This is a genomic window from Wandonia sp. (genome assembly GCF_984588085.1).
The window spans coordinates 1-14581 of the sequence record NZ_CFIGVI010000021.1; the positions used below are offsets into that span (position 1 = coordinate 1).

Genomic DNA, 14581 nt, shown 5'->3' on the forward strand with positions numbered 1-14581 from the left:
TATGCAGCAGATAAAACTCGGATTAAGAGAAAACCGACAGCAATTCACCTTACTGGTTATTGTTAATGCTTTTGTTGGTGGTATGGTCGGAATGGAGCGGTCAATTTTACCACAAATCGCCGAGCAGGAATTTGCCATTGCTGCTAAAACTGCTATACTTTCTTTTATTATTGTTTTTGGAATTGTGAAAGCCATAACTAATTATTACACCGGAGTTTTAGCAAATAAATTCGGACGTAAGAATCTATTAATTACCGGTTGGATTATTGCCATTCCAATTCCCTTTATACTCATGTATGCACAAAGTTGGAACTGGATTATTGCTGCCAATGTTCTACTAGGTATAAACCAGGGACTCGCTTGGAGTTCAACCGTAGTGATGAAGATTGATCTAGTCGGTGAAAAGCAAAGAGGTTTTGCTATGGGTCTTAACGAATTTGCCGGTTATATTGCTGTTGCCGTAGTAGCTTTCCTTACCGGTTGGATCGCTTCTGAATTCGGAGTTCGTCCCTACCCTTTTCACATCGGTATCGGGTTAGTTATTCTTGGTCTATTTACCAGTCTCCTATTTATCAAGGATACACGACATCATGTCAATGCAGAAACAAAAAACAATACTGTTCCACTATTGAAAAACGTATTCTGGGATACTACCTGGCGGGATAAAAACTTAGGCTCTGTCTCTCAGGCTGGAATGATTAACAACCTGAATGATGGAATGGCATGGGGAATTTTCCCGATTCTTTTAAGTAGCAAAGGATTTTCGCTTGAAGAAATCGGTATCATCGTATCTGTTTACCCCGCTGTCTGGGGATTAGGTCAGTTATTTACTGGAAAAATGGCTGATAAATTTTGTAAAAAGAGCATGTTGTTTATAGGTATGTTATTGCAGGCCGTCGCTTTACTGTTCTTTGCCGGGGCTACCTCTTTTACACACTATATTATTCTGTCTGCCATTCTTGGGTGGGGTACCGCAATGGTATATCCGACTTTTTTGGCAACAGTAGCCGAAAATACACATCCGCAAGACAGAGCTAAGAGCATTGGTGTCTTCCGACTCTGGCGAGATCTCGGCTATGCTATCGGTGCGATATTAACCGGAATAATTGCTGATACCTTCGGGATTTTATCCTCTATTCTCTTTATCGCTTTTCTTACATTTATTTCTTCAGGGATCATTCTTTTCAGAATGCAATGTCGTCAAAAACATCACGCAACAACCTGAAAACAAATCGACTTCTCACAACTATCAGATCAGGTTAACAAATCATTAAACCTACTCTCTCCTCGTAATTTAGAATCATTATTAAAAGTAATTGTTCTAACTTTGTAGTAATGAGATCGTGGTTTATTATACCTATAATGACCTTACTGGTTCTTCAGTCTATCAATCTGAATTTGGTAGATCTGGTTAAAATTCCTGTTCTCATTGAGCACTACAACCAACATCAAGAGGAGTATGGAGATGATTTTTTCTCTTTTCTTGACAAGCACTATGGACACGATAAGGAAGAGCATAACACTGAACATTCAGAACATCAGGATCTTCCCTTTCACCACTCATTACAATTTCTTACCGGTGTAGAGTGGCAGTATTCAACTGTATTTTCCTGGAAACATTATTTTGTATTTGAATCTTCGCATTATTTCGTTTATAAAGCACCTCACAGTGCGAGTGCTGCTATTTCGATTAATCAACCACCCCAGAAAACCTGTTAGAAAAAGAATTTAGTTATTCATTTTTTATCAGGTAAAACATGTTATCATCAATTATACGTTCCAGTGTAAGGAACAAATTTATAGTACTTCTTTTCACGATTTTTATAATCGGATACGGTGTCTATTCTATTTTTCAAATTCCGGTCGGTGCCGTACCGGATGTAACCAATAATCAGGTTCAGGTTCTGACGACATCCAGGAATTTGTCTACGTTGGATATTGAGCAATTTATTACGTATCCTATTGAACTGGAGATGGCAAACCTCCCTGGAATTCAGGAAATCCGATCCGTTTCCAAATTCGGGTTATCTGTCGTAACACTTGTGTTCGATGACAAAATGGGGACTTATTTACCCCGTCAGCTTATTGCTGAAAAGATTAAATCGGCCACAGAAAAAATTCCCCCGGAATTTGGATCACCTGAAATGGGACCTATAACAACCGGACTCGGAGAGATCTATCAGTACACACTGGAAGTTGAAGACGAATTTAAAGACAACTACTCTTTAACCGATCTCCGTACTATTCAGGACTGGATTGTAAAACGGCAACTTGCGGGAATTCAGGGAGTCGTTGAAGTCAACACATGGGGCGGTTATCTTAAGCAATACGAAGTTGCCATACGAACAGAAGACCTGAATGCCGTAGGTGTGACTATTTCCGAATTATTTAATGCGCTCGAAAATAATAATGGAATTGCCGGAGGAAGTTATATCCAACGGGAGGGACAGGCTTATTTTATACGTGGTGAAGGACTCATCGGAAGTATGGAAGATATCCGGAACACGGTTGTTGCTGTCCGGAACACAACTCCCATACTGGTAAAAGACATAGCCGAAGTAAAAATCGGTCACGCGCCAAGATTCGGAGCAGTAACCGGAAACGGAGAAGGAGAAAAAGTACTCGGACAGATCATGATGTTAAAGGGAGCTAATTCCGAAAAGGTCATCTCTGAAGTTAAAAGCCGTGTAGAAAAGGTACAAGAATCACTTCCTCCGGGTGTTTATATTCATCCCTTTCTCGATCGGAGCGATCTTGTAGAAAAAACCATCTCTACGGTCATTGAAAATCTGGTAATTGGTTTTCTAATCGTCGCCGTGATCGTCGTTCTTTTAATCGGGAATTTTCGTGCAGGGATGATCATTGCATCCGTTATCCCGATTTGTTTTCTTATCGCCCTCTCCTTCATGCATATCTTCCAGATTGATGTAAATCTTATGAGTATGGGAGCCTTAGATTTTGGGATTATCATTGACGGTGCTGTGATTATAGTTGAATTTGTTGCCCTTCAATTATTCCGGAAATCGGGTGAATTTAAGAATATTTCTGGTCCGGAACTTCATTCTCTTCGCGATTCCATCACCATTGAGGGTACAACAAGAATGATGAAATCTGCCATATTCGGTCAGCTGATTATTATTATCGTTTTCATACCTATATTATCACTGGGTGGTGTTGAAGGGAAAATGTTTATTCCAATGGCACTAACGTTTATTTTTGCCATTATTGCCGCCATACTTGTTTGTCTAACTTACGTACCGGTAATGGCGTCCATTTTTCTTAGTACGAAAGAACAACCTCGCTTTGCTATTTCGAGAAAAATAATGGATTTTCTGGACAAACTCTATGTTCCGGTTCTAAAGACTGCTTTGAATAAGAAAAAAACGGTTCTTCTGGTAAGCCTGGCTGTTGTTGTATCCGGAATTTTTCTATTCAGACAAATGGGAGGCGAATTTATTCCGAAGCTTGACGAAGGTGATTTTGTTATCCAACCTGTAATGAAGACCGGAAAATCACTTGACGATGTCATTGCCACGACGACAAAAATAGAGAAGATACTACTGGATAAATTTCCTGAAGTAAAAACAGTAGTGACAAGAATCGGAGCGGCGGAGGTACCCACAGACCCCATGTCTATGGAAGAGACCGATGTTATGGTAATGTTACACCCCAAGTCAGAATGGGTAACCGCCGAAACAAAAGATGGATTAGCTTCTGCAATTGGAAAAGAGTTAAAGAAGATTCCCGGAGTCGAAATTGAATTTACGCAACCGATTGAAATGCGCTTCAATGAATTGATTACCGGTGTACGTTCTGATATTGCCATCAAGCTTTTCGGGAATGATTTAGATGTCCTGCAACGCAAAGGACAAGAGATAAAATCGCTCATTCAACATATAGAAGGTGCGGCCGATATCGTTGTTGAAAAAGTAACTGGTTTACCTCAACTTTCTGTCCGTTATAATCGGGAAAGCCTTGCCGCACATGGCTTACAAATTGCCGATATAAATTCACTGGTTGCCCTGGCTTTTGCCGGTAAAAACTCAGGTGTAATTTTCGAAAAAGAAAAACGATTTGATCTTGTAATCCGATTAAGTGAAGACAAACGAAAGGGGATTGAAGATCTGAAAAACTTGCTGGTAGACACGCCAAAAGGCACCAAAATTCCTCTTCGGGAACTGGCGGACATTCGAATTACAGAAGGACCTGCCAAAATTTCCCGCGACGAGACCAATCGTCGGATTGTTGTAGGAGTTAATGTCCGGAACAGTGATCTCCAAACGGTTGTAGACAAAATCCAAAAAACGCTGGATGAAAAATTATCGATTCCTCCCGGCTATCGGATCACTTATGGAGGTCAGTTTGAAAATTATCAACGTGCTACCAATCGGTTATTATTAGCTGTTCCCGTTTCTTTGATTCTGATCTTCCTCATGCTCTATTTCGCATTCAAATCAGTTACGGAAGCCCTGCTGATTTATACCGCTATTCCAATTGCAACCATGGGAGGGGTCTTCCTTCTATGGGCGCGTGACATGCCGTTTAGTATATCGGCAGGAGTCGGTTTTATCGCTCTTTTTGGAGTAGCTGTTCTCAATGGGATTGTACTTCTTGAGCACTACAAAACATTTGATTTTTCAGGTGGTACTACTTCGATAAAAAACTTAATTATTGAAGGAGCCCGTGATCGATTATTACCGGTTATGCTTACTGCCAGTACAACAGCTTTAGGGTTTCTTCCTATGGCTATCTCTAGCGGAGCAGGTGCAGAAGTACAACGTCCTGTTGCTACAGTAGTGATCGGTGGTCTAATCACTTCTACGCTTTTAACACTGATTGTACTTCCAGTGTTCTACTCTATTCTAAAACAAAGACAAATTACAGCTAAAGGTACCGGAATGAAAACAACACTTGTATTACTCTTGCTTATCAGTCCTATGGCGCACGCACAGTCACCTGAAATGGATTTGGATCAGTTAAAGCAAATGGCTCTGGAAAATAATCGGGAGATCAAATCGAATCAGTTAAACGTAGAAGCCAATCGTCTGTTAATTCGCTCTGCCTTCACATTTTCGCCCACCGAAATTTATCAGGCATTTGATCAGAATGACCTGGCTCTGAATGGTCTTCCTAACTATAAATTTGGTCTGCAACAGGATTTTGAATTCCCCACAAGTTATGGCAGTCGTAAACACTTAACAGAATCGCGTTATCATCTTGCTAATCAGGAGTACCAATTTCTGACAGCGCTTATTTTTCAGGAGATAACCCGCAAGTACTATCAGGTAAACTACCTGCATAGCAAAGAACGGATTTTACGTGAACTGAATGCTTCTTATGAGAATTTCACACAACTTGCCCGACAACGCTTTGAAGCAGGAGAAACTAATAGTCTGGAGAGCTCATTAGCCACAGCCCGACATCAGAAAGTACAAACGGAACTCCGTTCTGTATCTCTCGAACTTAAAGCTGCCTATGAGGAATTATACAGTCTAACCCAATCTCCTTCAGAGTTTAGTATAAAAGAAACAAAATATGCGCGGTTCCAGACTACTGAAAACGATACTCTGACCGCATCGGGAAAAGACGTTGTTCAATTTCAGAAAACAGTTTCTGTCAATGAATACAAGGTACAGAAACAGCAATTCCTTCCCGGAATAAGTATGGAATATTTTGCAGGAACAAACCGGGGAATCAATCAATTTCTTCACGGATACCAAATCGGGTTAAAAATTCCGTTGCTATTTGGTGGGGATAAAGCTCAGGTCAAAGCCAAAGAACTGGCTGTTCAGATGGCTGAACTCGATTATGCAAATTATACATATCGATTGGAACGTTACAAAAATCAACTTCAACAACTTTTGGAGGCACATGCACTAAAAGTAACCTATTACGAATCCGAAGGGCTTGATCTCGCAGATAATATCCTTCGTACTTCCTCCTTGAGTTACGAATTGGGAGAAATTGATTTTTTCCGCTATATCCAAAGTCTGGAAAGTGCCCAAATGATACAACTTGAGTATCTGGATGCGCTGAATAGTTACAACCAAACTGCTATAACACTTAGTTATTTACTTCTTTAAAATCAAAAAAATGAAAATCTCATATCTATTTCTTCTGACTCTGTTTCTTATAGCCTGTTCACCAAGTTCCCCCGAAACCCAAGAACAACAAAAAGAAGCATTCCACCTTGTCACTCTTTCTGAAGAACAATTACTGACGAATGACTTGAAAATAGGTTCTATTGAAACGCATTTCTTCAACCGCAAAGTTCAGACAAACGGAACAATTGATGTTCCTCCCGCTAACCGCTTTAAAATAAGCGCCTACTTTAAGGGGTATGTAAAAGAAATCCGCGTTATTGAAGGAGATGTTGTAACTAAAGGTCAGCTCCTGGCACGCATCGAGCACCCGGACCTGTTAGAACTCCAAAAGCAATACGCTGCGACAATAAGTCGTTTTACTTATATTGAAAAGGAATACAATCGTATTCAACTACTCGAACAAAATGACGCTATCGCAAAAAAAGAGCTGAATCGCATCCAAAGTGAGTTTGAAACACTGAAAGCTGAACGCAATAATCTGGAACAACAACTGGTATTAATTCATTTACCAATATCGAAGATTGCAGAAGGTAACTTTTTTAGTAGTTATGGAATATATGCTCCCACATCCGGACAGATCACTCAGATTAATGTTTCAAGCGGACAGTTTGTGGGGGATGAAAAACCTATTCTGGAGATGATCAATACAGAAAAAATCAGAGTTGAACTGGAAGTTTTTGAGAAAGATATTGTCCACTTAAAGGAACAGCAACCTGTTCACTTTACTGTTCAGGGAGACGACACTATCCATACGGGAGTTATATTCAGAATCGGGTCAGAAATAAAAGCCGACAGAAGAGTCACCGTTACAGTTGATATTACGGATTCAAAATCGCTTGTTTTTAAAACAGGGGCATATGTATCTGCCAATATTATTCTCGATCAAAAAAAGCTACCTGCTCTTCCAGGTTCGGCGATTGTCAAAAAGGGAGAACAATACTTTGCATTGCTTCTGACCCGAGAAGAAGGCAAATATTACTACTTTAAGCAGGTGAAAGTCCCGGTGACATTAACAAACGGCAACTGGTATGGGATTGATCCGGAGCAAATTGACACGTCAGCCCAATTTCTCCTGAATGGTGCATTCGATCTTATCTATTAAAAGTACTACGTAACAAAAGTCACTTTGTCGTTAGTTAATTATCAATATCTTGATCAAAAAAAGCTATGTTTAAATACTACCTACATTTATTGATTCTAATTCTGAGTACATTTTCACTACAGGCTCAGGATGAATTTGAGTATTCCGTCGAACTAACCCCTGTTATAATTCCAGGTTTACCGGGAGTACATTCTTATGCATTTGGTCAACACGAAGGAAAGTGGTTAATTTTGGGAGGACGTTTAGATGGTATTCATGCCCGACAACCCTTCAATGCCTTTCCTGCATCACAAAATAACACTGAAATTTTTGTAGTAGATATAACAAGTCAGCAATTCTGGGCTGCTCCTTTAGCAGTTTTACCTACAGGTATCGCCGAACAGTTGCAATCTACCAATATGAACTTCTACCAAGATGCTGATACCTTATACATCATTGGTGGCTACTCATTTTCTACCAGTGCCAATGACCATATCACCCACGACAAGATGACCTCTATTCTTGTTTCTGCAACTATTGATGCTGTTATTAACGGAAGTTCATACACCAATTATTTTAAGCAAATAACAGATCCCATATTTGCCAATACCGGGGGACAGATGGGTAAAATCGGCACCTTTTTTTATCTCATTGGAGGACAACGATTTGACGGCAGATACAACCCTATGAATAATCCTACCTTTACCCAAACCTATCATACAATGGTTCAAAAATTCAAAATCAGTAATAGCGGCCAGTTGTCTTTCTCCGATTACTCATCAGTGAGTGATCCGATACACTTACGTAGAAGAGATTATAATTTGCTACCCCAACGATTCTCTGACGGAACAGAGGGATATATGATTTCCTCCGGAGTATTTCAGCAAGATACGGATCTTCCTTTTCTATACCCTGTTTATATCACGGAAAATGGATATACGGCTGTTACAGAATTTAATCAGTACTTGAGTAATTATCACAGTGCTACTGCTGCCCTTTATTCTGTAGCCAATAACACAGCACATAATTTATTCTTCGGAGGAATTAGTCAATATTACTACGAAAACGGACAACTTATTCAAGACGATCTTGTTCCCTTTGTAAAAACAATCAGTAGAGTCAGCCGATCTTCAGATGGTACCCTGACTGAGTTTAAGCTCCCTGTTGAAATGCCGGGTCTCAAAGGAGCCGGGGCAGAGTTTATTCCGGCAGAATCAGCGCCTTATTCAGAAAAGGACATTCTTCTGATCGATCAACTAACGGAGGATGAAACGGTAATAGGTCACATTTACGGTGGAATAGAAAGCTCTTCCTTAAATCCTTTTTCCAATAACAGTGTAAATCAGACACAGGCCGATCCCATTATTTATGCTGTCACATTGATAAAAGCACCTGATCTCGGAACAGAGGAAATTCAGGGAAATAATCCTTTCAATATGTCGGTTTTCCCTAATCCGGTTAAAGATCAATTTAAAGTAGAAATAGACTTACAATATGCTACGTCTGCAAGATATTTCATTTATACCATGGAAGGAAAAATGGTTCAGGAAGGCCAATTTGATCAACCAAAAAACGGAATACATACGGAAACAATAAAACTGAAAAGAACAAAAAATAACCAGACGGTCAATTTTGTTGTAGTAGTTGACGGAAAGTACTTTTTATCCGAAAAAATAGTATTATACTAAAATGGAAACCAACAAAAAAAGCAGGTAATAATTACCTGCTTTTTTATATACAGTTGATTCTGTAATTACTTCACAAACCCTGTTATTGTCTTTTCAATAATAGCAACACATTCCATTAATTGCTCTTCAGTCATTACTAATGGAGGAGCGAAACGGATAATGTTTCCATGTGTAGGTTTTGCCAAAAGACCGTTATCTCTTAAAGAAAGACACAATCTCCATGCTGTATCACTATCCGGTGTATCATTCACAATAATCGCATTTAACAACCCTTTTCCTCTCACTTTCACCACTAAGTCAGAGCTTTCAATGATACGATTCATCTCCTTGCGGAAAAGCTCTCCTAATCGCATCGCGTTTTCTGAAAGTTTTTCGTCCCGGACAACTTCCAAAGCCGCAATAGCAACCTTAGCTGCGACAGGGTTTCCACCAAAGGTAGATCCGTGTTGCCCCGGCTTAATTACCATCATTATTTCATCATTCGCCAGTACTGCTGAAACAGGATAATTTCCACCTGAAAGCGCTTTACCAAGAATTAAAATATCAGGTTTTACATTTTCATGATCACAGGCCAAAAGTTCTCCTGTACGGGCAATTCCTGTTTGTACTTCATCAGCTATGAAGAGTACGTTGTTTTGTTTACACAATTCCTGTGCACCTGAAAGGTATCCGTCCTGCGGAACATAAACACCTGCTTCTCCCTGGATTGGTTCCACTAAAAAAGCAGCCACATTTTCCTCTTTCAAAGCCTTTTCCAACGCAGACAAATCATCATACGGAATACGGATGAATCCGGGAGTATAAGGTCCAAAATTCTTTCTTGCATCCGGATCGTTAGAGAAAGAAATAATTGTAGTTGTTCGTCCGTGGAAATTATTTTCACAAACGATTATTTTTGCTTCATTTTCAGCTATTCCCTTCTTCTCATACGCCCATTTTCGAGCCAGCTTAATTGCTGTTTCTACAGCTTCAGCCCCGGTATTCATGGGAAGAACCTTATCAAAGCCAAAAAAATCCGTCATGAATTTTTCATAGACGCCTAATGAATCATTGTAGAATGCCCGTGAAGTCAGCGCCAGTGTTCCTGCCTGATCCGCCATTGCCTTAACAATCTTCGGATGACAGTGCCCCTGATTGACAGCCGAGTAAGCCGATAGAAAATCAAAGTAGTGCTTTCCTTCCACGTCCCAAACATGCACTCCTTCACCTTTTGCCAGTACAACTGGTAGTGGGTGATAGTTGTGTGCTCCATGTTTGTCCTCCAGTTCCATCAGTTGCGATGAGGATAATTTTTCCTGAGTCATGTCCATAATTTTATGTATTTAATGTAATCACACTCATCGCGGAGAGTGTACATCCTTTCCTACTTTTATTGGAGAGAAATCATCCGGTTAACAAAATTAATGAAGGAAAAATGAATAAGCAAATCTAAAAGGGGATTCAACAGGACATCATGCAAAGAAAAAGGTGTAGATTTTTCTACACCCCATCTACTTTATTCACTTCACCACAACTATCCTTTTTTCACTTTCATATACCGCTGCAATGCCCAAATAGGGAATATGTTTCGGTAATTGATGTATCCGGTCGTACAATTCAGGTTAAATATCCCGGAAATATTCTGTTGCGGCCAGTCTCCCGTATCAATCTGGCGATCTACCAGGAATTGAATAGCTTTTTCCACTTTTTCGTCAACAGGATATCCCGCTTCAAACAACCCCAACAAGGCCCAGGCTGTATTTACCACCTGACCATCCTCATTTTCAATGTATCGTTTCTCCGCACATGCCTGCCATACTTCTCCCCAACTGCCATCAGCTTTCTGGATTGAAAACAAACCATGACAAGCTCTAGTTACAGGATTTTCACTATCATTTGCGTCATATTTTATGCCTCCCGCCTGAACAAGGGCTTCTATCCCAAACCAGGTTGCATACGTATAACAAACACCCCAATTTGCATACCAAAGCCCGTCATCCTGTTGGCGATCCATGATAAATTTCAGCCCTTTAGCAACTGCTTTGGATATATCATCTTTCCGGTAAGACGGATTGAATTTTCTGTATGCCAATAATCCCTGAATAGTAGCCGAACTGCATTCAGTATACGAATACTCAATCATGATATCCCCAAAAACACGGGAAGGGTTCATTTTTTCCAACCACTTTGGAGCACGTGTCGGCTCGTAAGAGGCCCAACCACCGTCTTTATTCTGACAAGAGAGCAGAAAATCTACGGAATATGTCAAATTTTTGACAATTTCCTGATCTGATGCGAGGCCCAATTTATTTAACCCTAAAACTGTACGCATCCCTTCAGAAGTACAATCTGTTACCGGCCATCCGTTTTCTTTCGTTGAAAACGGCCACCCTCCTTTGGAAGGAAGACGATCAAAACGTTCTGTCTCCCATCGGTCTTCATCCAGAAAGGTGTAGTTAACGAAATGATCAATTTTCTTCAGCGCTTCTTTTATCCCCGGTATACGATCCGGATCTTCCAGAAGTGCCTGCGCCACGAAACACGTATCCCAGAGTTGGGTACCATTATACATGTTCATTTTAATACCATCTTCGCTCAACCAGATATAATCCTCCAAACGCTCTCTGTGTTTCTTAAATTCAGGAGACTCGATTCCGTCAATATAATATACAGCCAGCAAATTAAGAACCTTGTTCACGGGCCCCAGATTCACACTATCTGTATGTCGATCTTCAGCGTGAATACGGTCAGCGACGTTTTTGAGGGCTTTTTTCCGTAATCCTTTCCAGGTGATTTTTTCAAGTACTCCCAGAACTCCTGCCAAAAATTTATACAATCCTTTTTCCGTATAGTAATCGTCAATCGGACAGCAAGCTCTACGAGCTTTTTTCCAGTTTACCTGATCATACTTTCCCTGGTATAGCATATCCCGAAAAGCACGCAGATTATCATCTGTTTTGGTTAATTTTCTTCCATACATATATGACATAGGAAGATAAACCATCCGCGTATGATTCCAATAATTCCCAGGGTAAAATGGCAACCATTTTGGTAACAGCCATAACTCCGGCATCAAGGGGTCCATTCCTTTCCAGTCATACAATCCAATAGCGGCAAGATAGAACTTTCCCCATGAAGGAACGCCTGTAACACCACCATTCGCATGAATCCATGCAATTGCTTTCTGTACGGGTTCACTATGTATATCCTGTCCGCCAACAACCAGACCAGCAAGATTTACTGCTGTTCCGAACATGGAAGAATCTCCTTCAATATGTAATCCCCATCCTCCATCCGGATTCTGATGATTCAATAAATAACGTCTCATCAATACCAGACGCGCTTCGTCCGGCATTGAATCGGAACAATAGGTTGCTATCAGTAATCCTGGAAGTAAAAAATGGGGTCCTCCGGACTCTCCGCACCAGTTCCCGTCTTCCTGCTGAATGGAAAGAAAATAGTTAAGCCCATTATTCAATGCTTCATCAGCTGTTTCCGGTTTCTTTCCAACAGGTCGGGCATATTTATCTCTATAGAGATTATCCTGCGCGTTCGGGTTTCCGGATTTGTCCCAGATAAATTCTTCATCCATCTTTTTCCAGAGCTCCTTATCACTCGTTGTACCCGCTATTTCCTGTGCTTTTTCTTTATTGAAAAACCACAACTGACGACCGTTGGTATTCGTAAATGTCCACGCTTCCTTGAGAGACTGCTTCATAGCAATTCCTGATCTAGTTTATAACTCTTGTTCTTCTGATTATATCTGTCCCAAAAGGGGTATCCGATGCTTTCCTTACTTCACACGACGTAACATCACATCTCCCAGATACTCTAACCTTTCCTTGTTCTCTTCACTTATTGTGGTAGAACGCAGACGCTCCAGTGCCTTATCGTGTAGTTCTTCCATCTTATTCAAACACAACTGAGGTAGGTTCATTTCCGTAAACAACGCTTTAAATTCTTCAATTTTAGACGCTTCATTTGTCTCGTTAAATAAAGTCTCTATTCGTTGTTTTTGCTCGGGCGTTGCCATTTTTATTGCATTTGTCAACAAGAATGTTTTCTTGTTCAGCAAAATATCTCCTCCTACTTTCTTTCCAAACGTTTTAGGGTCTCCGAATGCATCGAGATAATCATCCATAATCTGGAACGCAAGCCCTGTGTACAAACCAAAATCATATAATTTCTGACGATCATCTTCTGACGCGCCAGCGATAACTCCACCAATTTCCATAGAAGCACCAAACAAAACAGATGTCTTCAAACGGATCATTTCCATGTATTCTTCCGGAGTAACTTCGTCCATTGTTTCGAAGTTCATATCATACTGCTGCCCCTCCATCACTTCGATAGCCATTTTACTGAAAACTGCTAACAAATCAGCTGCTTTATCTTCGTTACCCAGCGTTAACAGATTATACGAATGGGGTAACATAGCGTCACCGGTAACAATCGCTTTGTTTACACCAAACTTTTCGTGTACGGTTACCTGACCGCGACGTACTTTCGCCTCGTCCATGATATCGTCATGAACAAGTGTGAAATTATGGAATACTTCGATAGCGATAGCTGCATTCAACGCCTTCTCATATTTTTCATCATACGACATATAACTCATCAGTACCATAATCGGACGCAATCTTTTCCCGTCCAATGTCATAATATGATGAGCCGAATCAGTAAGATTCGAAGGAAAATTCTTCAGCGAATATTGCTCAAGGTAATTTTCAATAATTTCTTTATAATTGTTCAAATCGATTTTGTTCATTGTTTCCATTTCCTAAAATTTATAAATTACCTCAACGTCTAATCCATTAAGCGCTTTTTCAGTCGCTTCCCAATCTTTTGTAAAACCAAGCATAAATCCTCCTCCTCCGGAGCCACATATTTTCAGGAAATAATCCCCGTTATGCAATCCGCCTTTTACCGCATCTTTAAATTGATCCGGGATCAGGTAATGCATTTCTTTCAGTTGAAATTGCACCAGGTTGTCCAGGTTCATGTATAGTTCTCCGGCTTGATTGTCTAAAAAGGACTGAATACTACCATTAGTAAATTGTACCAATTCACGATCCATTCGCTCTCTAAAACCCTGATCTTCACAAGAAGTTTTAAAGCGATTCACAAGACCTGAAGTACTTCTGCTAAGACCTGTATTCAGAAGAAAAACAACATTTTTTCCTTCCGGATTGAACGCTGGAATTTTAACCGGCGCTACATCATGTGTATTTCTGAATAAAAGAGGCTGATTCAATAGAATACTCAACGGGTCAATCCCGGAGCTAGAACCATGAAAATAAGATTCCATCTGACTCAGTGTTTTTTTGAGGACAGATATCTTCTCTTTAGTAAGGTTTTTCAGTTCGGATTTGAACTCATGTGCTTTGTCCAGATAGCGCAGAAATATAGCTGCAACGATAGCTCCGGAACTCCCCAGTCCAAATCCCTGTGGGATGTTACTCTCGAAAAAGAGACCGTCTTCCAACTCCTTCTTAAACTTCTTTACATTCAGCGCAAAATTCTCGTCCATGTGATTTTCGAGAATATGATGACAGAAATTGGTGAGGCTTAAGTTAGACGACTGTATGGAAGGATCTGTAAGTCCGTCTTTACAGAATGTAAATTTTCCTGAAAAACGATCATACGGTATTGTAAGAGCCATGCTGTTATACATCAGGCTATACTCTCCGAACATCAAAACTTTTGAGTTAAGGGTATCCATTTTCGGC

Annotated in this window: 9 protein-coding genes; 5 read left to right on the forward strand and 4 right to left on the reverse strand. The window is 40.3% G+C overall.

Features of this window, described 5'->3' with window-relative positions:
- The 5 genes from AC4PL9_RS09440 to AC4PL9_RS09460 all read left to right on the forward strand — a co-directional run.
- Positions 1-1225 (forward strand): MFS transporter (locus AC4PL9_RS09440; RefSeq protein WP_491604505.1); only part of this gene is annotated, 1225 nt, incomplete at its 5' end.
- 110 nt (positions 1226-1335) lie between these two features.
- Positions 1336-1719 carry a hypothetical protein gene (locus tag AC4PL9_RS09445; RefSeq protein WP_491604506.1) on the forward strand — a complete coding sequence of 128 codons (384 nt, stop codon included), beginning with the start codon at positions 1336-1338 and terminating at the stop codon, positions 1717-1719.
- A gap of 38 nt (positions 1720-1757) precedes the next feature.
- A complete protein-coding gene (locus AC4PL9_RS09450) occupies positions 1758-6083 on the forward strand; it encodes a CusA/CzcA family heavy metal efflux RND transporter (protein ID WP_491604507.1) in 4326 nt (1441 codons plus the stop codon).
- Between the two features lie 10 nt (positions 6084-6093).
- Positions 6094-7206 carry an efflux RND transporter periplasmic adaptor subunit gene (locus tag AC4PL9_RS09455; protein WP_491604508.1) on the forward strand — a complete coding sequence of 371 codons (1113 nt, stop codon included), beginning with the start codon at positions 6094-6096 and terminating at the stop codon, positions 7204-7206.
- A gap of 65 nt (positions 7207-7271) precedes the next feature.
- Positions 7272-8873, forward strand: a complete 1602-nt coding sequence (locus AC4PL9_RS09460) for a T9SS type A sorting domain-containing protein (protein WP_491604509.1) — start codon at positions 7272-7274, stop codon at positions 8871-8873.
- A gap of 65 nt (positions 8874-8938) precedes the next feature.
- Here the strand turns inward: AC4PL9_RS09460 and rocD are convergent, their stop codons facing one another.
- The 4 genes from rocD to AC4PL9_RS09480 all read right to left on the reverse strand — a co-directional run bounded on the left by rocD (position 8939) and on the right by AC4PL9_RS09480 (position 14574).
- Positions 8939-10177 (reverse strand): ornithine--oxo-acid transaminase, encoded by a 1239-nt coding sequence (gene rocD, locus AC4PL9_RS09465; protein WP_491604510.1) that lies wholly within the window; start codon positions 10175-10177, stop codon positions 8939-8941.
- Positions 10178-10386: 209 nt separating this feature from the next.
- Positions 10387-12570, reverse strand: coding sequence for a terpene cyclase/mutase family protein (locus AC4PL9_RS09470; RefSeq protein ID WP_491604511.1), 2184 nt, complete (start codon positions 12568-12570; stop codon positions 10387-10389).
- 75 nt (positions 12571-12645) lie between these two features.
- Positions 12646-13620 (reverse strand): polyprenyl synthetase family protein, encoded by a 975-nt coding sequence (locus tag AC4PL9_RS09475; RefSeq protein WP_491604512.1) that lies wholly within the window; start codon positions 13618-13620, stop codon positions 12646-12648.
- Between the two features lie 12 nt (positions 13621-13632).
- Positions 13633-14574: a mevalonate kinase family protein gene (locus tag AC4PL9_RS09480; RefSeq protein WP_491604513.1), complete on the reverse strand. Its 942-nt coding sequence runs from the start codon at positions 14572-14574 to the stop codon at positions 13633-13635.
- Positions 14575-14581 lie beyond the last annotated feature (7 nt).

What these genes read in the sequence shown, in the direction of transcription:
- AC4PL9_RS09445 (WP_491604506.1), top strand. Translation starts at nt 1,336, where the DNA reads ATGAGATCGTGGTTTATTATACCTATAATGACCTTACTGGTTCTTCAG.
- AC4PL9_RS09450 (WP_491604507.1), top strand. Translation starts at nt 1,758, where the DNA reads ATGTTATCATCAATTATACGTTCCAGTGTAAGGAACAAATTTATAGTA.
- AC4PL9_RS09455 (WP_491604508.1), top strand. Translation starts at nt 6,094, where the DNA reads ATGAAAATCTCATATCTATTTCTTCTGACTCTGTTTCTTATAGCCTGT.
- AC4PL9_RS09460 (WP_491604509.1), top strand. Translation starts at nt 7,272, where the DNA reads ATGTTTAAATACTACCTACATTTATTGATTCTAATTCTGAGTACATTT.
- rocD (WP_491604510.1), bottom strand. Translation starts at nt 10,177, where the DNA reads ATGACTCAGGAAAAATTATCCTCATCGCAACTGATGGAACTGGAGGAC.
- AC4PL9_RS09470 (WP_491604511.1), bottom strand. Translation starts at nt 12,570, where the DNA reads ATGAAGCAGTCTCTCAAGGAAGCGTGGACATTTACGAATACCAACGGT.
- AC4PL9_RS09475 (WP_491604512.1), bottom strand. Translation starts at nt 13,620, where the DNA reads ATGAACAAAATCGATTTGAACAATTATAAAGAAATTATTGAAAATTAC.
- AC4PL9_RS09480 (WP_491604513.1), bottom strand. Translation starts at nt 14,574, where the DNA reads ATGGATACCCTTAACTCAAAAGTTTTGATGTTCGGAGAGTATAGCCTG.